The sequence below is a fragment of the Duncaniella sp. C9 genome (assembly GCF_004803935.1).
Classification (GTDB): domain Bacteria; phylum Bacteroidota; class Bacteroidia; order Bacteroidales; family Muribaculaceae; genus Duncaniella; species Duncaniella muris.
Genome location: NZ_CP039547.1, coordinates 2060303 through 2081862, shown reverse-complemented (window position 1 = coordinate 2081862; position 21560 = coordinate 2060303). Strand labels below are relative to the sequence as shown.

Annotated in this window: 20 protein-coding genes, 1 tRNA gene and 2 pseudogenes; 11 read left to right on the top strand and 12 right to left on the bottom strand. The window is 45.0% G+C overall.

Annotated elements, in window-relative coordinates; genetic code table 11:
• Positions 1 to 82: 82 nt before the first annotated feature.
• The 5 genes from E7745_RS08505 to E7745_RS08485 form a co-directional block, all read right to left on the bottom strand.
• Positions 83 to 1456: a DUF3987 domain-containing protein gene (locus E7745_RS08505; RefSeq protein WP_240740278.1), complete on the bottom strand. Its 1374-nt coding sequence runs from the start codon at positions 1454 to 1456 to the stop codon at positions 83 to 85.
• A complete protein-coding gene (locus E7745_RS08500) occupies positions 1437 to 1754 on the bottom strand; it encodes a helix-turn-helix domain-containing protein (protein WP_160631494.1) in 318 nt (105 codons plus the stop codon). The genes E7745_RS08505 and E7745_RS08500 overlap by 20 nt, the downstream gene beginning before the upstream one ends.
• A 374-nt stretch (positions 1755 to 2128) precedes the next feature.
• The gene (locus E7745_RS08495) at positions 2129 to 3118 is read right to left on the bottom strand and encodes a DUF6043 family protein (protein ID WP_123543107.1); all 990 of its coding nucleotides are present in this window, start codon (positions 3116 to 3118) and stop codon (positions 2129 to 2131) included.
• A gap of 212 nt (positions 3119 to 3330) precedes the next feature.
• Positions 3331 to 3403: transfer RNA gene (locus tag E7745_RS08490), tRNA-Lys, on the bottom strand.
• Between the two features lie 417 nt (positions 3404 to 3820).
• Complete coding sequence (locus E7745_RS08485; protein WP_124076480.1) at positions 3821 to 4474, bottom strand: flavodoxin family protein; 654 nt, start codon at positions 4472 to 4474, stop codon at positions 3821 to 3823.
• Between the two features lie 401 nt (positions 4475 to 4875).
• On the opposite strand from E7745_RS08485, the gene E7745_RS08480 reads away from it, so the two are divergent.
• From E7745_RS08480 to E7745_RS08470, 3 genes are all read left to right on the top strand, one after another.
• On the top strand, positions 4876 to 5247 hold the full coding sequence (locus E7745_RS08480; RefSeq protein WP_107037111.1) for a transposase family protein: 372 nt from the start codon (positions 4876 to 4878) through the stop codon (positions 5245 to 5247).
• The gene (locus E7745_RS08475) at positions 5222 to 6187 is read left to right on the top strand and encodes a transposase (RefSeq protein WP_240740261.1); all 966 of its coding nucleotides are present in this window, start codon (positions 5222 to 5224) and stop codon (positions 6185 to 6187) included. Before E7745_RS08480 ends, E7745_RS08475 begins: the two co-directional genes overlap by 26 nt.
• Before the next feature lie 636 nt (positions 6188 to 6823).
• Entirely contained in the window at positions 6824 to 8050 is a 1227-nt protein-coding gene (locus E7745_RS08470) for an MFS transporter (protein ID WP_016564142.1), read from the top strand.
• A gap of 89 nt (positions 8051 to 8139) precedes the next feature.
• Here the strand turns inward: E7745_RS08470 and mobV are convergent, their stop codons facing one another.
• Entirely contained in the window at positions 8140 to 9507 is a 1368-nt protein-coding gene (mobV, locus tag E7745_RS08465; RefSeq protein ID WP_022508104.1) for a MobV family relaxase, read from the bottom strand.
• Positions 9508 to 9700: 193 nt separating this feature from the next.
• Positions 9701 to 10180: pseudogene (locus tag E7745_RS08460) on the bottom strand (toprim domain-containing protein); the annotation flags it as partial.
• A gap of 142 nt (positions 10181 to 10322) precedes the next feature.
• Here E7745_RS08460 and E7745_RS08455 point away from each other — a divergent pair.
• From E7745_RS08455 to E7745_RS08445, 3 genes are all read left to right on the top strand, one after another.
• Positions 10323 to 11531, top strand: a complete 1209-nt coding sequence (locus E7745_RS08455) for a tyrosine-type recombinase/integrase (RefSeq protein WP_123400575.1) — start codon at positions 10323 to 10325, stop codon at positions 11529 to 11531.
• Positions 11532 to 11685: 154 nt separating this feature from the next.
• The gene (locus E7745_RS08450; protein WP_202413023.1) at positions 11686 to 12498 is read left to right on the top strand and encodes a tyrosine-type recombinase/integrase; all 813 of its coding nucleotides are present in this window, start codon (positions 11686 to 11688) and stop codon (positions 12496 to 12498) included.
• Positions 12482 to 13528 carry a tyrosine-type recombinase/integrase gene (locus tag E7745_RS08445; RefSeq protein WP_068960001.1) on the top strand — a complete coding sequence of 349 codons (1047 nt, stop codon included), beginning with the start codon at positions 12482 to 12484 and terminating at the stop codon, positions 13526 to 13528. The genes E7745_RS08450 and E7745_RS08445 overlap by 17 nt, the downstream gene beginning before the upstream one ends.
• Positions 13529 to 13614: 86 nt before the next feature.
• Here the strand turns inward: E7745_RS08445 and E7745_RS08440 are convergent.
• The 4 genes and pseudogenes from E7745_RS08440 to E7745_RS08425 all read right to left on the bottom strand — a co-directional run.
• Positions 13615 to 14112, bottom strand: a pseudogene (locus E7745_RS08440) (CHC2 zinc finger domain-containing protein); the annotation flags it as partial.
• Between the two features lie 253 nt (positions 14113 to 14365).
• Positions 14366 to 15607: a primase-helicase family protein gene (locus tag E7745_RS08435; RefSeq protein WP_016564203.1), complete on the bottom strand. Its 1242-nt coding sequence runs from the start codon at positions 15605 to 15607 to the stop codon at positions 14366 to 14368.
• A gap of 310 nt (positions 15608 to 15917) precedes the next feature.
• Complete coding sequence (locus E7745_RS08430; protein ID WP_016564204.1) at positions 15918 to 16307, bottom strand: hypothetical protein; 390 nt, start codon at positions 16305 to 16307, stop codon at positions 15918 to 15920.
• A gap of 18 nt (positions 16308 to 16325) precedes the next feature.
• Positions 16326 to 17561, bottom strand: coding sequence for a site-specific integrase (locus E7745_RS08425; RefSeq protein WP_016564205.1), 1236 nt, complete (start codon positions 17559 to 17561; stop codon positions 16326 to 16328).
• Between the two features lie 284 nt (positions 17562 to 17845).
• On the opposite strand from E7745_RS08425, the gene rd reads away from it, so the two are divergent.
• From rd to E7745_RS08410, 3 genes are all read left to right on the top strand, one after another.
• The gene (rd, locus tag E7745_RS08420; RefSeq protein ID WP_107032531.1) at positions 17846 to 18007 is read left to right on the top strand and encodes a rubredoxin; all 162 of its coding nucleotides are present in this window, start codon (positions 17846 to 17848) and stop codon (positions 18005 to 18007) included.
• 371 nt (positions 18008 to 18378) lie between these two features.
• Positions 18379 to 18891 (top strand): AAA family ATPase, encoded by a 513-nt coding sequence (locus tag E7745_RS08415; RefSeq protein WP_107032569.1) that lies wholly within the window; start codon positions 18379 to 18381, stop codon positions 18889 to 18891.
• A gap of 53 nt (positions 18892 to 18944) precedes the next feature.
• Positions 18945 to 19235, top strand: a complete 291-nt coding sequence (locus E7745_RS08410; RefSeq protein WP_107032530.1) for a hypothetical protein — start codon at positions 18945 to 18947, stop codon at positions 19233 to 19235.
• Positions 19236 to 19247: 12 nt separating this feature from the next.
• Here E7745_RS08410 and E7745_RS08405 read toward each other — a convergent pair whose 3' ends face one another.
• Positions 19248 to 19886, bottom strand: a complete 639-nt coding sequence (locus tag E7745_RS08405; protein ID WP_107032529.1) for an energy transducer TonB — start codon at positions 19884 to 19886, stop codon at positions 19248 to 19250.
• Positions 19887 to 20181: 295 nt separating this feature from the next.
• On the opposite strand from E7745_RS08405, the gene E7745_RS08400 reads away from it, so the two are divergent.
• Positions 20182 to 21165: a hypothetical protein gene (locus tag E7745_RS08400; RefSeq protein ID WP_136408635.1), complete on the top strand. Its 984-nt coding sequence runs from the start codon at positions 20182 to 20184 to the stop codon at positions 21163 to 21165.
• 144 nt (positions 21166 to 21309) lie between these two features.
• Positions 21310 to 21558 (top strand): hypothetical protein, encoded by a 249-nt coding sequence (locus tag E7745_RS08395; RefSeq protein ID WP_136408634.1) that lies wholly within the window; start codon positions 21310 to 21312, stop codon positions 21556 to 21558.
• Positions 21559 to 21560 lie beyond the last annotated feature (2 nt).

Sequence of the window (21560 nt, the reverse complement as noted above, 5' to 3'; positions counted from 1 at the left end):
AAAAAATCGGTTCGCACTATCTGCATTATCTGCATTTTGGTTGGAGGAAAATGCAAAAAGTGCAGAAAATGCAGGTTTACAGTCATATCTTGCCATAAATTCCATGACGTATTTTCTGAAAGTGAATCCCGGTGAAACGCCTGATAAAATCCTTGAAAGTACGCTCCGGCATAGAATTGTCGGCTGCGATTTCAACACCCTGTTCAGTTGTGAACTCATCGGGTAGAGCCGACATCACGGCTCTTTGCAGTTCCGACAGCGACAGCTCGCGGATAATGCCCTGCACTCTTGTGGCGGTTGTCTTGAAATAATCCACAAGTGATATGGCATTTTCAACCGATACAAGCTCTATTTCCGATTTGTCAGCTTCACCACATGCCCAGCGCGCCATTTGCATTATTAGACAAAAGCGTATGGCATGGAAATCGAACTTGTTATAGACACCTTTCAGTGCGTCACATTCCTCCCGGTTACATTCCTCAGTGTTCTGACGTTGCCATTCGTAAAGTCGCGATTTTGCCTCAGGAGTGAAAGGCAGAATCCCAGCGACGATATTGCCGTCATCATCGGTTTCGTAGGGCATTGCCACAAGTCTGCCGATGATGTCAGCCCATGCCGCTTCTATGTCGAACGATGGTTCTCTGTCGCTCCACGGCTGCTTGTCCTGATTGCCGGGCATAACGAACAGCAGACGGTCGATGAAACCATTTGAGGTGCGACTTCCCTGAGCCAGCTCATTGAGTATACCGTTCTGTATAGTTCCCACAACCGAGATAAAAGGACGGCTGATATAAACCGAGTTTTTCACGCCCTTGCGGTCGGAGAACGACGGATTGGCATTGAACAGTTTGAGCCAGTATTCCTCGTCAGAACCTTTGTTGTAGCGGTTGAAGTTCTTGAACCATCCTGCAAGCTCGTCATTCCACATAAGTATGCCACGCAGATTCTGCGAGTGAATAAGCAGCATGGCTTCCGGGGTGGCATCAGAAATAAGAAAACGTTTGCATACCGGGGCCACAGGGTGTGGGGCTGTACGCTCCTTCATCGGCAGTTCACGCTGACGCTCGTATTCCTCGCACTCCTTGACGTATGCGCGTGTTGCCTTACCGTCCAGCTCAGTGAACGGACGTATGGCGAAATTCAGCGGATGCGACTTACAGGCACCGGGTCTGCCGACAAGAGCCATGAAAAGAATCGCGCTCTCATCCCATTTCCCTTTGAGCCGGGCGAAATGGGTATTGCCGATACCCAGCCCGACAGCCACAAGCATAGCTCCTGCCAGATAATCCACCGGGTAACCGTAACACTCATTCGCCTCCCGCACGATACGCTGAATCTTCATAGGCATGGCACCCAAAGGGAAATCGCCGCCTTTAATCTTCACGCTCATGTCAACGGCCTTGCCGAGCACGAGCATCGGGTCGATACCTTTTCTGTCAGATACGTTCTTTTCCATACTCATTAAGGACTTTGTTAACAGCCGACGTGCGGTAATACACTTTCGCGCCCACAAGCACGGCTTCAAGATATTTGCTCCTACGCCAGTTTCTAAGGGTGTTGGCGCATACACCAAGCATCCGCATCACCTCCAAACGGGGAATAAGCGGATCTGTGTCCGCCGCCTTCAACGTAGGCAGCAGTTCCTCCTTGGTCTTTGCTACTATATAGTCGGCAAATTCCTTGAGGTCGCACAGGGGGATGGCCAGTGTAAGCCCGGCCACTCCTTCCTGCAAAAGTTCGGATAAACCTGTCATGTTGATTTTATTCGCGTCATCTGGGTTAAGACATTGACCGCACCGACAACAGTTAAATGCAGTCAAAGGCTGTTCAGCCTGACGCATCGGCAATCGTATTGAGGCGTTGGGGGCGACCGGTCTATTTTCCCCGTTGAGCCTCGTTACCACTATGCGTTTTCAGCGTTACAGCGGTGCAAAGAAAGCACAAATCTCGTGCCCTTGCAAATGTATAACACTGATAGATAGTGGGTTAAATTCGTTTTGGTTCGTAACGAAATAAAACGAAGAAATTTGTCTGAAATAGGGGTAAACCAAACTGCCAAAAACGACAAAAGCCACCCGACAAAATTGTCAGATGGCTTCTGCATTATGGTTTTGGTCGAGCGCTTATGTCAGTCGGCAAACATATAATCGGCTACACTCAGCTTCTCCCGGATGTCATTGTATTCGGAAATATACTCCGGCCGCTCGAACATTCGGATTTTGTTGCCCTTGTACTCGGTAAGCTCCATATAGCTCTTGTGACCCTCCTGTATGCTGCGCGGGGTTGGGATTGGTATTCCGGGATTATCCTTGTATCTTTCGGAGAGAGCGGAATGAAACTCGACGATATTGGTTCTCGCCAACGCCTGCCCCTCGTTAAGCACGATAAATAGCATGGCGAAATCCTTGCCGCTATTGCGTATCTTCACATGGTTGTCGATGCAGTCAAAGAGATAATTGTCGCCATTGGGCAAAAGCTCGGTCAACGGGCGACGACGGGCGGCTCTGCCCGGAGCACCTTTCTTTCCTGCGGGTTTTACAAATTCCCGTATTTCTTCCGAAGCTGTCTTCAACTTGGCGATGGTCTTGGCGGTAACGTTAGGTTCGCTGCCCATCTCGCGCTGTTCCTCGACAAAGTTAGCCCAGTCCTCTTCTGTTCGGCCTTTCAATGCTATGCTGCTCTTGATTATCCACTTGATATGGTGTTTCGCTCCCAAGCGTATAAGAAAATTAGTCTTGGGATTTCTGATAAGGTCTTCTCCGTACTCCACCATACACTCGAAGCTGCGCCCGTAGAACATCCATGCCAACATCGGCAGGAAAATGTTGCCGGGTATGTGGGGAGTATTCAGCCCTGTCAGCAGATGGTTCTCCATGCCTCCCTCGACAAGCATCTTTTCCAGATGGCCCACATCATTCGAGCTGTCATCTTTAAGATGCAGCAGCACGGCTGTCTCAAATTGCGGCATGAAAGCCTTGGCATGGTTGAATACCGCGATGAAGCCGGGGCCTTCGCGGTCATGCATCCAGTCGGTGAAGTTGCAGTATTCCTCGTGGTGTGTGGCTTTCCATTCGCGGAGAAGCCCTTTTGCGTGTTCAATTTTTTCCTCGTTGTTCATAAATGGGGGATAGTTGTTGCAGCACGAAAAATTCGCACCGAAATACAAAACACGCACCCCGGCCATAATGTTTGAGAAAATTTAACACTCAACATCGAAAAATTTTTGTCCACATCAGCGCAGCTCTTCATTTGGTGGACAATTTGTGGACAATCTTCAAAAATAAGAAAACCCAAACATCTGATATATAGATGTTTGGGTTTAATTTCAAGTGATCCGCCTGGGGCTCGAACCCAGGACCCCAACATTAAAAGTGTTGTGCTCTACCAGCTGAGCTAGCGAATCAATGCTTTGGTCGGTGACCGCTTGAGTTTTCAAGTGGGCTTTTCCTTAAAAGCGATGCAAAGGTAGAGAGTTTTTTTTAATCATGCAAATATTTTTGAATATTTTTTTCAAAAAAATGATTTTTCTTTTCGTTTTTCTTTTCGCATTTATCTTCTCAACTCAGTGTTCAAGATCATTCCGCACCGTTCATATGAGCAGCAACACATTATACATCAGATGATTGCCAGTAAGACCAGCATCATCAACCGCACAAACTGATTCTTCCAGACAAAAACATTCATTTATATCTGTCACAATTGCAAACTTATTTCATATGCGATTTTTTGGGAGTCATTATTTCTGTTTTTTTGACATCCGGGCCGTATGTCGATGACAACAATATAAAAAAACAAGCCCGAAACTGACTTTCGCCGTCCCCTACCCTTCATGCAATTGTCCGGCGATATCTTTGCCCGCATCAAAAGCTGCTTGCAAATCATCCTTAAAATGCACGTCACGCCAGTATGCCTTTTCCAGCTCGGAGAATGTCTCGACTACATATTTGGTATAATCCTGAAATTGATAAGTATTGAGTGCACACAGGCGCCGTGGTAGTGAAAATATATGTCCAAGGAAGTATTCTATATTATCAAATGCCCTGTAGGAGGCCATTTCTGGTAGTGCATTCATGGTGTAGACCGTTACGACAGGCATATTTTTCTTCGCAAGCGACCGGTAGCCCTTTTCATATGAGCCCAACGAGAAACACAACCGCTCGGCAAAGCTCCGTGTCTGACCGCTTACATCCATAAGATATACTGGCGATGCAACTATCAGGCAATCTGCATCGGCGATCTGGTCAAGCACTGCTGACAAATCATCGCCAATCACACATCGTCCATAGCTACCACCATCCTTCGCTTTACAGGCAAAACAACTGCGACATCCACTATACCTGAATTCATAAAGATCATACCACTTCACCTCTACTTCCGAAAGCACAGTTTGAATACCGGCAACCACTGAATCAGCCATACGAAGAGTGTTTCCATTACGCCTGGGGCTGCCATTGATTACTATTACTTTTTTCATTGTCTAACTAATTTTCAATCTTGTTCCTATTATTTTCACACTGCGAAATTACATGGAACCCAAAATAAACCAACAACTTACCGACAGGTATGCACCTTACCAAGAAGTTTGTTTCGTTATAGATCAACAACTTCTCCCTCCCCCATTTGCAAAAAAACAAGCTACCGGTATACCGGTCTATCAACAAGGCATGGAAATTCGATCTATTCAGAGGACTAAAAGATCAAGGAATTTTTCCATCAGCATCAATAAACAAATCAGACATCTCCGGTGTTATAGCCATTGACAAATTAATTCAACTATTTTAAATTCTGAACGGTTTCGTCTAACCGTTTGATGAATAAACGGGTCAAGCCGAAAGCACGGTGCATGAATTTTGAGAAAAGTGTTAAATTTGTGGCATGAAAACCGCAGATGCAATATGGATGTGCCTGCCCGAGGGCATGGACGAACTATTTGAAATGGTGCGCTTCGAGCGCACGGAACAGTCCTATGACATATGGCTTGACGAAAAGAAGAAACTGTCTGATGAAGACTATCGTAATCCAAATATCGTAGCGCGAGGCTATACGGATTATGTAACAATACAGGACTATCCGATGCGTGGACGGCCTGTATTTCTTCACATGCGCAAGAACAAGTGGTGGGACAGGCAGACCAACGAAATCTTCAGCTACAATCTCGAACTTCCCAACGAGGAAGGAACACGACTCAGCGCCGAGTTCGTGGCTTTTTTAAAAGACGAAGGTGGAGACGACAGCCCTGTCGATTAAACAGATAGCGCAGATGTACTGCGTCAACGGCAAACATTTTGCCGACTTGTACCGCAATAAGATAAGCGGTTACGCCGACTGGTGCGAACAGGAGCTTGGCTGTGGGTTCTATTTCAACGCCGATAATATCGGCCCTTACATGAGTCTTGATGAGACGTGTCTGAGCAACGGGGAGGTATGGACGTTCCTGACCAACAAGGACGGCCACGGAGGCAAGGGAACACTTGCGGCAGCCATTCCCGGAACAAAGAGTGACGAAATTATATCCATACTCATCGGAGCTATGGAGAAATCAATCAGACGCAGGGTCAAGGAAGTGACCTGCGATCTCTCGCCATCAATGATGCTCATAGCCGCAGAAGTGTTCTATAACGCCCATGTAGTCAACGACCGTTTTCATGTCCAACAGGTCTATAATGAGGCCGTTGACGAAATCCGCATTGACATTCGCCGACAGCTCATCGCAGAGGAAAACAACCGCAACAAGTCCGAACCGCCGGTAACGTACTCCAACGGAGAGACCATGCGCCAGATACTGGCTCGCAGCAAACACACTCTGATGATGTCGCAGAACAAATGGACTGACATACAGCGCCATCGTGTCAACATACTGTTCAAATACTATCCAATATTGAAGGCTGCATACAGCCTTGCGATGGAGCTGCGCAAGATTTTCAACGCTAAAATCTCACCGACAAAAGCCATGGGGAGGATGAACAAGTGGTATGAAAAGGTAATGGCATTGGGTAACAACAACTTCCGCTCGGTAATCAAAACATTCAAGAACCACGCCCCAACAATCCTGAACTATTTCCGTCGTCGTGCGACCAATGCCTCTGCCGAGGCATTCAACTCTAAAGTCAAAATATTTCGCTCACAAATGCGTGGTGTCCGGGACCGCGACTTCTTCATCTTCCGATTAGTCAAACTCTACGCCTAAAAATTTAACACTTCTAATTGCCCAATTTAACATATGCACCGTGCTTTCGGCTTGAGCCGAATAAACATTTAACGGAGTATCTGAAAAGTAATGGTAACGACTAGGAAACCGTGCGATTTTCAGCGTTTTGCGGTGTTTTACTATCAAATAACTCTTTCAGGTGCAAAGATACGACAAATCTTTGATATAGTATCCAATACAAACAGTATTCGCCATTTTTTGCCTTTCGATATATACCTATTTGCTTATGCCGTTATTTTTTGCAGATTTGGATAAAAAAGGAAAGGCAAAATTCAGGAAGCATTGAAATTCTTTACTTTAGTTAGTGCAAAAATCGAATAATTTATTGTAACTTTGCAGCGGATTCGGTGTGCATATAATACCATCCCAATTAAGATAAGTCGCAACATATATAGTGGTTTTCAATATGATTATGAACAATTGTACAATATTAACAGGTAAAAACACCGTTAATATTGCATATCATAAACCTTGGTAATTTTTCCACATTCAAATCTAATTAATTCGATTTGAATGTCATTGTCTTTGTAATCCGGCATGCTATTTCAGGCTTGTCGAGAGATTTTTTGTGCTATAAAATCAAGAAACATTCAAAAGATAAAAGGAAAAATTCAAATGGAAAAAATCAGAAATTGGAAACAAGATTTCTATACAATATGGGCGGGGCAAGCTGTGTCCCTGATAACAAGTGGGGTTCTTCAAATGGCCATCATCTGGCATCTGACAAATACAACAGGGTCTGCGATGGTGTTGTCAATGGCGACCTTGGTTGGGTTTCTACCTCAAGCGGTTTTAGGTTCTGCAATCGGAGTACTTGTTGACCGCTGGAACCGGAAAATGGTCATGATTGGTGCAGATGTCATCATAGCTTGTGCTGGACTGGTACTTACCGTAATTTCCCTGTCAGCGGAACTACCTGTATGGATAGTAATGCTCATCCTCTTCATTAGAAGCGTTGGCACTGCATTCCATTCCCCTGCGTTAAGTGCGGTAACACCTCTTTTAGTGCCTGAAGAACAGTTAGTCAAATGTGCCGGCTACACCCAGTCCATCCAATCGGCAAGTTTCATCCTAAGTCCGGCAATTGCCGCTTTTCTCTATGCAAAATGGGGGTTGAATTCTGCGGTTGCCCTTGACGTATTCGGAGCAATAATTGCCTGTATCACTGTTGCAATGGTTCACATCCCAAAACAACCGATTGAAGCGCTGCAGCAAGAAAACTTTTTCACCGAACTGCGCATTGGCTATAACGCAATACGACAAAATAAAGCTCTTTTCACATTGCTTTGGATAGGAGCAATCAATATGTTCATTTATATGCCAATCAATGCGCTATTTCCGCTGATGAGTATGAATTATTTCGAGGGAAGTACCTTGCATGCTTCCGTGGTGGAAATTGTTTTTGCAGTTGGTATGTTGTTGGGCGGACTTCTATTGGGCGCATGGGGAGGTTTCAAAAAGCGCATGGCAAATATCATCGGCTCTATCTTTCTTATGGGAGTGTCATTGACTGTTTCCGGCTTGCTACCAACCAATGGTTTTATGATATTTGCGATATGTTGTACGTTGATGGGCTTTTCTGCCCCATTCTATAATGGAGTACAGACCGCGCTATTTCAAGAACAGATACAACCCGAGTATTTAGGGCGTGTTTTCGGACTTCTTGGCAGCATCATGTCGTTTGCCATGCCGCTTGGGTTGGTAGTGTCGGGTGCATTTGCAGACCAAATCGGGGTAAACCGTTGGTTTTTGTTCTCAGGTATGGCTATTCTGCTTCTCGCTATAATAGCCTTATGTCTTCCACAACTTAGAAAGGTCGACAATCAAAAACAAAAATCATGATTTATGAAACGTAACTAAATCTAAACAGCAATAAGCCTCTGATAGGGAAATACGATTATCGGAGGCTTATTGCAATCTGTTTTAACTACTTATGTAATTCCTCTACTTTTCCTTTGTGGTTGAATTGGCTGTCGTATGCTCTGCCGTAGCCTGTCGAACTGTTCCCTGAACCATTCGCCTATGGGCTGGCGGTTGATTACGAGTGTCAGTTTAGACTTGTCCGCAGGGTCTTTCACCACTTGAAAGCCTGCTCTTTCTGTCGTAAAACTCCGATTATGTTCCTCCGAATAAAGTTTGCCCTCGTATATCAAAGGCTTACCATAAGTCAATGTCGTGGTCTGCCTTTCATTGAACCCGACAAGGCGGCACAGGCTCTCTATTCTCATAATTTCCTTTGCCATAGGAAACCATGCACACAGCTTTTCGATAATGCGTTTCAAACCTGATACTTCATCTTTGTGTCTGACACTTTTTTCCGCCATCTCCTTACGGTGATTCTGCTGTATTTCCAACAACTGGCGGTTGTGCTCGGTTTGCATCGTGTGTATGCGGTTTTGCAGTATCTCAATGGTTTCCTCATGGGTGGCAACTTCCCGATACAGGGCGGTGTTCTCCCTTTCCAAAGTCTTGACCTTGTTGCTCCCGAAAAGAGAACCGACACTTTCAGCTATGTTGGTCGCTGCGGTGGTGGCTGCACCTTTCAGTTTCTCGGTCTGTACCTCTTTCTTGGCTTGTCTGAGTTCCTGTTCGGTTTCGGTTTTCTGCTCCTGTAACCGCTTGTTTTCTGCATCAAGGGCAGCGTTCTTTTTCTGTATGTCCCGATAATACTGTGTCGTGGTGGTGTGCCGTGCTTCGGAACCTCGCACACCTCGCTGTAATCCGTATTTAGCCATAACCCTTGCATAATTGTCGTGGTACGCAATCAAGGTCTGACGGTTGAACAGGTCATCGGCACACAAACGGACGGTATTTGCTTTCTTGTGATACTTCCGTTTGCCGTCTTCCTGCTCTTTCTTGGCTTTGCGCCTTTCACCTGTCACGATGGGAACAATGGCTGCATGGATATGCGGTGTCTTCTCGTCCATGTGAAGATGGGCGGCAACCACGTTCTCCCTGCCGAATGTGGCTTGCAGCCATTGGATGCTGTCGCTGCACCATTCGTCAAGTCTTCCGTTTTCCTGTATGTCCATCATGTCCTCATGTGTTCCCGACAGAACCACTCGGACTACACGGACTTGGTCATGTGTAATCTTCCGCTTGATGCCTGCCGTGTTCAGCCTGTGGGCAATCGCTTCATCCCTGCCATGAACGCCATCGGGGTATTCTATAAGTACCCTGTTCAGATGCGTTCTTGTCGGGTCTGCGTTTTTAGGTATGATTCTTCTCTCTATATGGTCGGATTGTACGGTGTCCGATGAACCTTTTGCTTTCTTTATGTCCAATGAAAAATATCCCATGTAGTTTGATTTTTACGGTTATTGTTATGAGTGTATTCTCTGCCTGTGGCATTGGCTCTCAGGGTTTCCAAAGGGATTTCCCTTTGGCTCGATAGGGAGTTTTTAGCATTACCGTGTAATGCGTGAAGAAAACGCCCTATTGAGCTATGGTATTTCTGTCTAAATACCCTTGGGAAAGCGAACCTGTTCCCCTCTATATTTTCAGCCCTTTCTTTTTCGGTGGCTGCATCATCCGCCTTGCGGATTGTACTTGCTTCTCCTCCTTTATCGGCTCTGTCGATTGGGACAAGAGTTTTTTGCACAGGTACTCGTTCAAGTCATTATACCCTGCATAGTGAACCGACATATCCTGCAAGCGGTCACCCAACATCCGTTGCAGGTTGGCGTATGCGTTCCGTCCTGCTGTGTCATTGTCAAGGAAACAGCCGATTCGGGTATAGGTTGCCAATATGCTTTCCGCTTTCGAGAGGTTGGAAACGGAGTTGAGAATGACGTAATCCTGTGCATTCAATCGTGGGTGTTGCGGATTGTTCTTTACTCGGATGGTCAGGAACGAGAGATAATCCATGAAGCCCTCGAAAAGATAACAGACGGTTCGTGGCTCTTTTTGCTGTCGGATATGGGTGATGTCCTTCGGGGCGACACATCCCTTGAAGTATCTATTACGCAACTTATCCAAACGTTTGGATAAGATTCGTTATCCAAACAAGTATAAAATCCAAACTATCATATATAATCAACTGGAATCCAGTGAATATTCTATCATGTTGTTTTGATTTTTATTATATTAATTTCAGTAATCAATATTCATTCATATGAAAGAACAGGATTTAAAATCCAAAGCATCAATTCTGCTTGGACACTTTCATGACAATGGGTACTCAAAGTACACCATTGACCTTTTCCGGCTGGCGATTAATTATGCGTTACGTCTTCGGAGTGTTCATCCCGGCATCTCTTATGAAGACATCTATCGATCCAAAGTAGATGCGGATCCAAATCACCGTCCACTTCACCATTGGCGTAGGCTCTTCGCTACCATCGAACATTTCGATAGAACCGGTATTCTACCGGGCCATGGCAATACACCTCGCGGCGGGGAAAAGAAGTATGACACACTCTCGAAAGAGTTTCAACGCGCAATAGACATCTATCGCCGTGAAGAGCCAAAGTCAGGAAAGAAGGCCACGACAATCAAGCGTGAGGCAAGCCTCGCCACGAACTTCTTCTGTGAGTTGCAGACACAAGGTGTTTTCACATTTAGCGAGGCTTGTGAGAATCACATTCAGACAGCTTTTTCAGGACACTGCTGTGGTTACAGGAAAGTTATCAGAGTGGTGGTCAGGTGCTGTGCTCCATTCTTTGAGGATGGCGTTTGCGAACACTTCATCTCATTGCTTCCCATGACAAGAAGCAAGCGTCGTAACATCGAGTATCTCAAAGCAGAAGAAATTGCCAGTGTAAAGAAAGTTCTGACAGCTCGGGACTCTGATCTGTGCTTGCGGGATAAGGCTATCGGTCTTATTGCCTTATTCACAGGGTTGAGAGGCTGCGACATTCTAGGCCTGAGACTAACTGATATAGACTGGGAGAATGATGTGATACTTGTCAATCAAGAGAAAACCGGTGTCCCACTGAAACTACCTTTACGTCCCATTGTCGGCAATGCAATATACGATTATATCTGCCATGAACGTCCAACCTGCAGCACCGAGGAAATCTTTGTTAGTCAGTATCCTCTGCACTTGCGCTTAGACAACACCTATAATATTGCCGCAAGAATCATGAAAGTCGCAGGCATAAGGCAGAACAAGGGAAGTCGCAAAGGTTTCCACATATTCCGGCATCATGTCGCCACATCTCTCCTGAACGAGGGTGTTCCTCTGCCCGTGGTATCGTCCGTATTGGGCCATTCATCACCTTCCTCGTTGAACCCATATCTGAGCGCGGATTTTCTCCATCTGAAAGAATGCGCTCTCAGCATAGAGCAGTTCCCAGTAAGAAAGGAGGTATTCCATGACTGAATTTGTTTCGGGGATAGCTCCGTTGATAAAGCGGTTTATCGCTTTCAGAGTCGCTTCTGAACACTGGAATGTCACCTCTTATGAAGTCTGCATGCGTCTGTTCGATCGATATTGCCACCACCGATATCCGGGCGAAAGCATTCTGACTCAACAAATGGTTGATGGATGGTGCGCCAAACGGGATACTGAAAGTGGAAAATCGTGCCAGACAAGGGCCTATCCGATAATAGCTTTCGTAAAATATCTCAAATCAAGAGGGTTGACCAACGTAAATCCACCGAAGCTTCCCAAAAAGATGCGTTCGACATACGTCCCTCATGCTTTTTCAGAAGATGAACTACGAAGATTTTTCAATGGATGCGACACTCTGTCCGGCCCTTTGACCAAACAAAACAGAATCCGCAATATATCTATACCGGTATTCTTCAGACTACTATACAGTTCTGGAGTGCGAACTACGGAGGCTCGTCTGCTCAGATGTGAGGATGTCGACCTTGAAACTGGAGTACTCAATATCAGGCTATCTAAGGGATATGACCAGCACTTTGTCGTCCTACACGATAGTATGCTTCAGCTTATGCGGGAATACGACAAGGCGATAGCTGACATATTCCCTGAACGGACTTATTTCTTTCCCGCAAGAAATAACTCTTTTCATGATAATTCATGGGTATCTGACAATTTTCGGAAAATCTGGAAAAATGTAAGTCCATGTCATGCTGTTCCCTACGCGCTGAGACATCATTATGCCACAACCAATATAAACAACTGGATTAACCGCGGCATGGATTTTAACTCAAAGTTGTTATATCTGTCCAAGAGCATGGGGCACAGTGTGATAGAGAGCACTGCCTATTACTACTCCCTCGTGCCCGGACTCTCCGATATTATAGAAGAGAGGACACAAGAATCCTTCGATAACATTGTCCCTGATTTAACCGATGTCAACCATGAAGAAACCGAATAAAGAGGCCGTTGCATTCTCGCGCCATATCAATGACTGGTTGACTGTCTATGTGCCAACCGTCCAATCAAGCAGCGCCCATACAGTGAAGAACCATCATGACGCACTGTCTCTGTTCCTACATTTTATAACTCAGGTAAAAGGTCTTGATGCCAGGACTTTCTCTTTCAAGCTTCTTGAACGTCAGGTCATAGAAGAATGGATACTTTGGCTGAAGAATGACAGAAAAAACTCTTCCGAAACGTGCAACAACCGCCTTGCATCCATCAGGGCATTTATCAAATACCTATCCGAGAAAGATGTCAGCCTGACATATCTGGCCTGCGAGTCTGCTCAAATACCAAGACAGAGGTCAGTCCGTAAGAAAGTCGAGGGATTGAGTAAGAATGCGGTGAAAGCATTGTTGAATGCACCTGATACGAATACTTCAACTGGACGCCGTGATCTCGTGTTTCTCATATTGATGTATGGCACTGCCGCACGAATAGACGAGGTGCTGTCTATGAAGATACAACATCTTCATCTTCATGCCTCCAAGCCATACGCTACGATAATAGGAAAGGGGAATAAGGTCAGAACCCTCTATCTGCTTCCAAAAGTTGTGGCGCATCTTGAAAAATATATAGTGGAGTTCCATCCAACGCAACTAGATCCGGATTCCTATGTATTTTATTCACGGATAAAAGGGACTAGCACCAAGATGACTCAACCTGCTATTGCAAAACGACTTCATAAATATGCGGCAGTAGCTAATGGAGAATGCCCGGAAGTCCCATTGAACCTGCACGCCCATCAAATAAGACATGCGAAAGCCTCTCATTGGCTTGAAGATGGCATGAATATCGTACAGATATCTTTTCTCCTTGGACATGCTGATGTCAAAACTACTATGGTTTATCTTGATATTACAACCGAGCAGGAAGAAAAGGCTCTTGCCACAATTGAGAACGAAAAAGACAGAGAAATACCTAAAAAATGGAAGAAGGCTCCTCAATCTTTTGCTGAACTCTGCGGTCTCCGTGTCATAAAATGAGAAAATAAAATCCAAACCTATATATAGAACTGACTACACAATATAGGTTTTACGGAAGAGGTTTGGATTTTATTCTTGTTTGGATAACGCACTTCATACCCTCTTGCCATATTCGGGAAGCCGATGGCGAAATAGGGTTTGTCGGCATTCTCAAACCGCAGTTCCTTACACTCCCTTTTGGCGAGTTCAATGTCTATCCCCCTTTCTTGCAGATAGGCAATGAGCGCAGGTGATGACAGCTCGCCAACTCTTAATACCCGATAAGTGCGGTTGTCGGATTGCTGCTTGCCAAAAGAAAACGATGCAGGGCGGATGTATGGTGTCCGTTCCTCTATGCGCTTCAACAGGCAGGTTACATCTTCCGTATGGTAGAGTTCCGCTGCCAATGCGATGATGTTACCGCCCTTGCCAAGTCCAAAATCGTACCATTTGTTGAGTTCTGTGTTTACCTTGAAAGATGCGTCCGTTTCCTCTCTCAGCGGTGATTTGTACCAAAAGCTGCTGCCCTGTTGCTTGACGGGCGTGTAACCCAAACTTTGCAGATAGTCTGCGATTCTGATTTGTTTAACTTCTTGTATGTTCATGATATTCTATAGATTTGATGATGATTGTAAAAACGTTGATTTGTTGAATGGCTTATATAACACATTTATTTACAGAAAGATATTTGCTCAACATCTTCTCAACAAACCACTCGCCAAAAGAGAAATCAACAATCGGGTGCTGTTCCTCTCTCAACTTCTCTTTTCGATTGTTGAGATTTTGTTGAGAGTGTATATTGTTTATTGTCAGCATAGTTATATCCTTATTCATCAATTCAACAAAAAAAGAATGATATTACAGGGATTCAAGTTGTTCCCTCGTGACAGAATAGAAACGACCGACCCGTTTTACAGGCTCATACCGACACTCCCGATTGTAGTTGAATTGGTAGGTGGTATAGGTCAGTCCGTTGGGTGCAGGCGTAAGTTTCCAACACTCCTGCAACACCTTTCGGACTTGGTGCTTCTCCACTTTTACCTGCGAGTGTACCAGCAACAGAAGAATGTCGTTGTAGCAGAACGAGAATGTGTCCGTGCCGACACTATCCATGATGTCAAGTATCAGCTCGTGCATCTCTATCTCCAGTCGGTTACGGTTGCTGCGGATTATCTTCTGCAAGGCTTCGGTATGCAACAGCGATGGAGCAAACCACATACGGCTTTCCTTTTCGGTGGATAGTGTTCTGTGTTGCAGGAAATGAAGAAAGGCGGGTATCTCCGCTTTCAGCTTTTGCAGGAAGTCGGTATCATCAGACTGCAAGCGGTCTATCTTGCGTACCCAATAGCGTGTTTCCCCTGCATCAATGATTACAGGCAAGTACTCGTTGTTGGAGCATAGCACGAACTTGGCGAAAAACGCTATCTCGTCACGGTCTTTGCCTTTGGCTTCCACCTTGTAGGAAAGTGTGGTGCTTAGGTTCTTCAACCGCTCGCTGTCCTCCCTACGGTTGAGCAGCACCTCGTCCACCACGATAAGCAGTTTGCCGGCCCAGTCGGAATTGAATTGGCTACGGAAATCCTCGTTGGTGTTAAAGGTTACATTGTTCTGAAATAGGAGTTTTAGAAAATTCAGAAATGTGCTTTTGCCTGTGTTGCGTTCCTCTGATACCAACAGCAGGATAGGCAGCTTTTGAATGGGGTACAAGTAGAGCAGTTGTAGGTAGTCCATGCCCAACTCGTATTGCTCCCCGAAGATGTGACCTACCAAAGATTGGATATGCGAGAAATCGCCCTCTTTAGGTTGGTGGTCTATCGGTTCATAGAGGTTAAGGAACTTGCCGACCACGGGATGGTAGCCGATGTGTTCGGGTACGGTGCAGAAGCCGTCATACTTGGGAACGCTGCCGATGTAGTCCTTGCCGTAGTCTTGGCGCAGGGTTTCGTTGTTCCATGCTATGCGTTTCCTTACATACCCTCCGTTCAGTTTGGGCTGCTCCACAATCTTGTAAAGCGTAGTCCCCACTCGGATGAATTCCTCCTTTGCCATGCCACCATCCGATGGCGGTCTGTGGCTGTCTTGTTGTTTGTTAGCTGACATAATCAAATGGTTTTAAGTTTGAAAAATACCAGCTACAAAAGTATAAGCATTTATCGGATAAGTTGTTACGCAAAACGCGGCAGAACGGTGACAAATAGCCCCCGAAGAAAAAACTTTCAATGGTTTGGAACGGAAGTCGGGCAGGACAGACGAAAAAACTCCCAAAAAACGAATGTGGGGATTACGCTTTTCGGGAGAAAAAATTGGAGTTCCTGTTGATATGTCGGTCAGATTATATGCTGACACGCTGGCTTGATTACTCTATTCGTGACTGAATGAATGGATTCCGTCAGTCGTGCAACCAATTCAGCTACGAGAAGTATTCGGCTTTGGCTATGCCGTTGGTGTTCAGCGAAAAGAAGATGCTTGTTTTCTCTTTTCGCAAGTACAGTCTTTCAAGAACGGCATTGCGCACCTGCTTCGCACTGTATGTGCCGATACGGAACGCAAGGGCGATTATCGTTTCAAGGCTGTAAACCTCCATGCTGCACTTGTCGGACAGTCGGATGGTATGCCTTATCTCACACTCATTCAGAATGCCGTTCTTGCAGAGTGTCTTTATCCCTGCCCTGATAGTCGGGGCGGTTACATTGAACAACTCGCAAAGCTCCCACTCACTCATGGCGGTTGCCTGTATATCTTTCGGCATAACTACATTGCCGAACTCGTTCATTGTTATGATGTTTCTTTCCTCTTTCATTATCGTTTGATTTAAGGGTTACTGAATGGCATTGCAAATGTTCTTTTCCATATCCTCCAGTTTGTGCGACAATGTTTCCATATCCTGACTAATCTTTTGGGCTGTGATTTTTGCGTAAATTTGGGTCGTTTTTATGTTGGTATGTCCCAAAAGTCGGCTGACGGTTTCAATGGGTACTCCGTTGGATAACAGCACAGTGGTCGCTGCCGAATGTCTTGCTACATGATAGGTCAAGTGGACTTTTATACCGCACAACTTGGCAATGGCTTTCAGCTTCTTGTTGCAAGTCGTGTTACTCGGCATGGGGAATACTTTATTATCTCTTGTCATACCCCTGTACTTCTCTATTATCTTTCGGGGAACATCCAACAATCGGATATTGGATTCCGTGTTAGTTTTCTTTCTTCGGGTGATAATCCACAGATTTCCGTCAAAGAATGTTTGCAGGTTGTCTTCCGTAAGGTTCTTGACATCGGAATATGCCAAACCTGTAAAGGTGGAGAACAGAAATAAATCCCTGACAAGCTCGTGTGTCTTGTCGGGCATATCGGTGTTCATCATTGTGTGTATCTCCTCTCTCGTAATATACCCTCTGTCCACGCTTTCGGGAGAGTTGATGTACCCTGCAAAGGGATTGAACGGCAGACGACCGTCATTCCTCGCTATGGAAATAATGTGTTTCAGCACAATCATGTAGCCCCAAATGGTATTGGTGCGGCATTTTTTCTCAGTACGCAGGAAATACTCGAAGTCGTTGATGAACGAGAGGTTCAACTCTTTTAACGGAATATCTTCACGCTTGTAGGTATGGGGTAGGAACTCACGGATGTGCTTGCAGACGGTAACATAACGTCGGAATGTTCCTTTTGCCCTGCTGTGTCCCACTTTCTTGGCAAATTCGCTGTTGTGTTGTTCAAACAGTTTTAGCAAGGTTTCCTGTTTGATACCGATGCCGAGATAGGCATCTTTCAACTTGGCAGCAGTGACATAACCGTCCGTCTGCATCAACTCTTGATAACGGCGGTTTATCTCCACTCTGATTTTGTCAACGGCACGGTTGATTCTTTGCGCTTCGGCACTCTTACCCGAAGCACGGTTGTTCTTCACGTCCCACAGGCGCAAGGGAACATCCATCTTGCAACTGAACTGCTTAATCTCTCCGTCCACCGTAATGCGACACATCAAAGGCAGGTTGCCGTTGGGTTTCTCACTGCCTTTCTTCACGTAGAACAATACCTTAAATGTACTTCTCATAACTCACTTTTTTTTGGTTACAAAATTAATTCATAGTGAGTTACCGACAGATACGACACATAACGCCAAACGATGCAAAATTTAGGTTTCGCAAGAAATTTGCATCATCGCACGGGTAATGATAAAGTAACTGAACTTTTGCTGCGTTTGTCCATATTCTGTCTCTTCTTGGCTTTTGAACAAGAGAAAAATATAGCGTAACGAACGCTTTTTCAGTCTGTTCGCTACGCTTTACTCAAATTTGCTATTCCGTTAGGTGTTTATTTTAAACATACATTTGATTTATGGACAAATACGTTTGCACTGTCTGCGGCTGGATCTATGATCCTGCTGTCGGAGACCCTGAAAATGGCATTGCGCCCGGTACATCATTTGCTGACCTCCCCGAAGACTGGCTCTGCCCTGAATGCGGAGTTGGGAAGGATATGTTTGAACCTGAATCTTAGGTGTCTCCAACTCCTCTTTATTAAACGGAATTAACATTATTAATCCGTCGGTGCTTTTTGACAAATAGGAAACAGTCTTGATCTCAAATAAAATCAAGGCTGTTTCTCTTTATTGCCACATTCTGCCTTGCCCACAGTTCATCATGGGTCAGAGCTCAGTCTGCCAACTCTATCGACATATCGGGAGCCGCCATTTTCCGCACAATCTATTGACTCGATTCATAAACAATCATATCTTTGCAATTGATTTTTCGAGAGGATATCACCATCATTATATTTGACAAAAGATGCGCTATATCTTTTTGACTCCATACCGGCTTTATACTTGTTATTAAAAGTAACTCTATGTGCAAAATATGAACCACAGAATCATGAAACACATCCTGATCATCGGCTGCCCCGGAGCCGGGAAAAGCACTTTTGCACGTAAACTTGCCGCTAAGACCGGTCTGCCATTGTACTATCTCGACATGATCTGGCACAAGCCAGACAGAACGACAGTGACTCACGATGAATTTGACACAAGGCTCTCTGAAATACTCAATTATGAAGACTGGATCATTGACGGCAACTACCTCCGCACACTCCCGATGAGGCTTCAGAAAGCCGACACTGTGTTTCTTTTCGATCTTCCATCAGAAGCCTGCATTGACGGAGCCATCAGCAGGCTTGGCAGACCGAGAGAAGATATACCCTGGACCGAGTTCGTCCTTGACGAAGAATTCCGGCAATGGATCCTGAATTTTTCATCCGATCAATTGCCGGTCATAAATCTACTCTTAGACAATTTCAGCGGAAACGTGATCAAATTCACCTCCAGAGCACAAGCTGATAAATACGTTATAGACAAACTGCTAACTTCTAATGACAACGCATCATCTTAGAAACTGCTTAAAATTCATATCACTTTGCCGTCGAAAGTCTTGTCGGTATTTTTTTGTTTATAACTCCAAAACTGCCGTCGAAGCCAATTCAGCCATACATCAAACATTCCCGCTACGCCGACGATATAAGCGATAATGACACTGACGCTCTGCAAGACCGTATAGACAGACTTGAATGCCAGCTTGACGATTGCGACATCATGTCAGAGCGCTATGACCGTATTCAAGATGAAATAGACAGACTGCAAGACCGCCTTGACGAAATCGAATACGATCATGACATATACGATGATGTAGAAGATACTCTTGATCTATACCATGATCTTGACGATGATGACTGGTAAACCGACTCCTTTTTATCTGATATAAATTGCATTCGGATCTTTGAACACAATCGGGAGAGCCATTCCGACCGGCATCTTCTTTGGAGTATAGTATTTGACCCGAAACTTAGGCATTTCACCAACCAGCCTCAAAGCCCCTTCATTGACAGCCTCGTTTTTGCTCTGTTTCAACATTTTAGCATCTGTGATTTCACCGTCAGGCTGAACCTTAAACAAAACCACTACCCTTTCATGTCCCTTATATCCTTCCGGAATTCTGTTGTTGGCGCTCAACCATTCCTTCAACAGACCGTTACCTCCCGGAAATTCACATATAGGATCATAATTTTCAAACAGATGCTTTCTGATTTCATCGGCTTTCGTTTTCAGTTGAGACAGAGTTTTTGAAGGCAACGTAAAGAAAACTGCCTGATTCCCAAAATTGTCATTTTTAATTTCAATCTTCTCTATTGATTGTGGCTCGACCATTTCCAGCATGAGCCCCGGAATCCATTCATCATTGAAATAGTAGAAAACAGTATTCGTGTCACTCTCTGTCAGAGGGAATCGTATCTCCCTATAACTATAAGTACTGTCATTATATAATTGTTGGGCGAATAGCGCTATACATGACTGGATCAACACAACAGAGACAAGCAATAGTTTTTTCATAATTTTTTATTTGGAGAGTTAAAAAATTCTTCTGAGTTTATCGGCTAATTGCAGATCAAAGGCAGAGAAAAGATGCTATCAGGCATAATTAAATCCGGCTTAAAATCACAGAATTTCAGATAATTCACCACTCTCCGCACTCGCTTTTAAAACAATTTAACTTAACCCATATAACAATGTATAACAGCATCATAATCTGAAAAATCACCATTCGTCATTCTGAAAATAGCGGCCGATTGACAATAAAGACAAGCCGATATTGTATGGTACAGAATTTTTTGCTTAATTTTGCATCATGCGTAGTCTGCTTTACATAGTCATTATGGTCATTGTCACCGGATGCAGTTATTCAAGTTCGCATCCGGTAGTGCTTGATGAGGCCGAACGCCTCATGCAGAGTGATCCATCCGCAGCTATGTCTCGGCTCAACAGCATTGATGTGTCCGAATTCCGCGACTCAGCCACGATGGCTCGTTGGGCGCTTCTTTACAGCGAGGCGATGGTTATCAACCGACTCTCAGCACCCACAGATACTATAATAAATATAGCCGTAGACTACTACAACAGGCACAACCAGACTGATGAACACAAAAAAGCTTCACGGCTTAAAGCCTTGATACAGTCAACCGGTGGATCCGATGCTCTTGCCACAGCGCTCTACCTACAGAAAGAAAAGGAGTTTCTTTTGTATAAGGAACGGACCAAACGTGAGATGCAGCTGGCAATCGGCCTTGTCATTCTCCTTTTTGCCGCCATGACAATAGCCTGGATGCGGCAACGCATCAGATTGCAATCAGCCCGCAACGATGCACTTATGTCTGAGGCCTCCGGGCTTAAAATTCAGATTGATGCCAGCCGTGGTGACATCGGACGCCTCGAATCAAAGCTCCACGGCCTGCTCGAAAGCCGTTTTACATTAATTGACTCCCTTTGCCAGACATATTATGAATCACAAGGGGCAAAAACTGAGCGAAAGGCGATAATCGACAAAGTAAAAGCTGAAATCGAGTCTGTGCGCACAGACTCTTTTCCCAACATGGAACAGGCCGTAAACGACTGCCGCGACAATCTTCTCATCAAAGTCCGTGAGAATTATCCCGCCATTAAGCCGGAAGACTATCAGCTTTTGGTTTATCTCGCAAGCGGACTTTCAACACGCACTGTCAGTCTGCTCCTCGGCGAATCCGTCGATGTGATATATAAACGTAAATCACGGCTGAAATCGCGCCTCAAAGAAAACGTAGCGCCTGCCCGCCCGGACATTATGTCTGTTTTTTAAGCCTTTTTCTCCGGCGGTCAGACTTTTCCGAAAAACAACAAAACGCACCACTGATTATCAACCTATTACGACTCTCCTGGTCAGACTATTATTTTGGATTTACAGAGGTTTTGCGAGTAATTTTGCAGTATCAATTTTACTCGCATGAACACAAAAACATTCATCACAGGCCTTACCATTCTTTTTGCCTCCATTACAGCAAAAGCTCAAGTCCAGACAGATCCTGACAGCCTAACGCATGAGCTGCAGGAGATCATTGTCACGGCAAAACAGCCCGCCACAAAGCTTGTCGGCTCAACACTTGTATCTTCCATTCCAGGCTCTAATCTTGCAACACTCGGCAATACTGGCTCAAGCCGAAAGCACGGTGCATATGTTAAATTGGGCAATTAGAA

Coding starts and splice junctions, on each gene's coding strand:
- E7745_RS08505 (WP_240740278.1), bottom strand. CDS start 1,456: ATGGAAAAGAACGTATCTGACAGAAAAGGTATCGACCCGATGCTCGTG.
- E7745_RS08500 (WP_160631494.1), bottom strand. CDS start 1,754: ATGACAGGTTTATCCGAACTTTTGCAGGAAGGAGTGGCCGGGCTTACA.
- E7745_RS08495 (WP_123543107.1), bottom strand. CDS start 3,118: ATGAACAACGAGGAAAAAATTGAACACGCAAAAGGGCTTCTCCGCGAA.
- E7745_RS08485 (WP_124076480.1), bottom strand. CDS start 4,474: ATGAAAAAAGTAATAGTAATCAATGGCAGCCCCAGGCGTAATGGAAAC.
- E7745_RS08480 (WP_107037111.1), top strand. CDS start 4,876: ATGAAAACCGCAGATGCAATATGGATGTGCCTGCCCGAGGGCATGGAC.
- E7745_RS08470 (WP_016564142.1), top strand. CDS start 6,824: ATGGAAAAAATCAGAAATTGGAAACAAGATTTCTATACAATATGGGCG.
- mobV (WP_022508104.1), bottom strand. CDS start 9,507: ATGGGATATTTTTCATTGGACATAAAGAAAGCAAAAGGTTCATCGGAC.
- E7745_RS08455 (WP_123400575.1), top strand. CDS start 10,323: ATGAAAGAACAGGATTTAAAATCCAAAGCATCAATTCTGCTTGGACAC.
- E7745_RS08450 (WP_202413023.1), top strand. CDS start 11,686: ATGGTTGATGGATGGTGCGCCAAACGGGATACTGAAAGTGGAAAATCG.
- E7745_RS08445 (WP_068960001.1), top strand. CDS start 12,482: ATGAAGAAACCGAATAAAGAGGCCGTTGCATTCTCGCGCCATATCAAT.
- E7745_RS08435 (WP_016564203.1), bottom strand. CDS start 15,607: ATGTCAGCTAACAAACAACAAGACAGCCACAGACCGCCATCGGATGGT.
- E7745_RS08430 (WP_016564204.1), bottom strand. CDS start 16,307: ATGAAAGAGGAAAGAAACATCATAACAATGAACGAGTTCGGCAATGTA.
- E7745_RS08425 (WP_016564205.1), bottom strand. CDS start 17,561: ATGAGAAGTACATTTAAGGTATTGTTCTACGTGAAGAAAGGCAGTGAG.
- rd (WP_107032531.1), top strand. CDS start 17,846: ATGGACAAATACGTTTGCACTGTCTGCGGCTGGATCTATGATCCTGCT.
- E7745_RS08415 (WP_107032569.1), top strand. CDS start 18,379: ATGAAACACATCCTGATCATCGGCTGCCCCGGAGCCGGGAAAAGCACT.
- E7745_RS08405 (WP_107032529.1), bottom strand. CDS start 19,886: ATGAAAAAACTATTGCTTGTCTCTGTTGTGTTGATCCAGTCATGTATA.
- E7745_RS08400 (WP_136408635.1), top strand. CDS start 20,182: ATGCGTAGTCTGCTTTACATAGTCATTATGGTCATTGTCACCGGATGC.
- E7745_RS08395 (WP_136408634.1), top strand. CDS start 21,310: ATGAACACAAAAACATTCATCACAGGCCTTACCATTCTTTTTGCCTCC.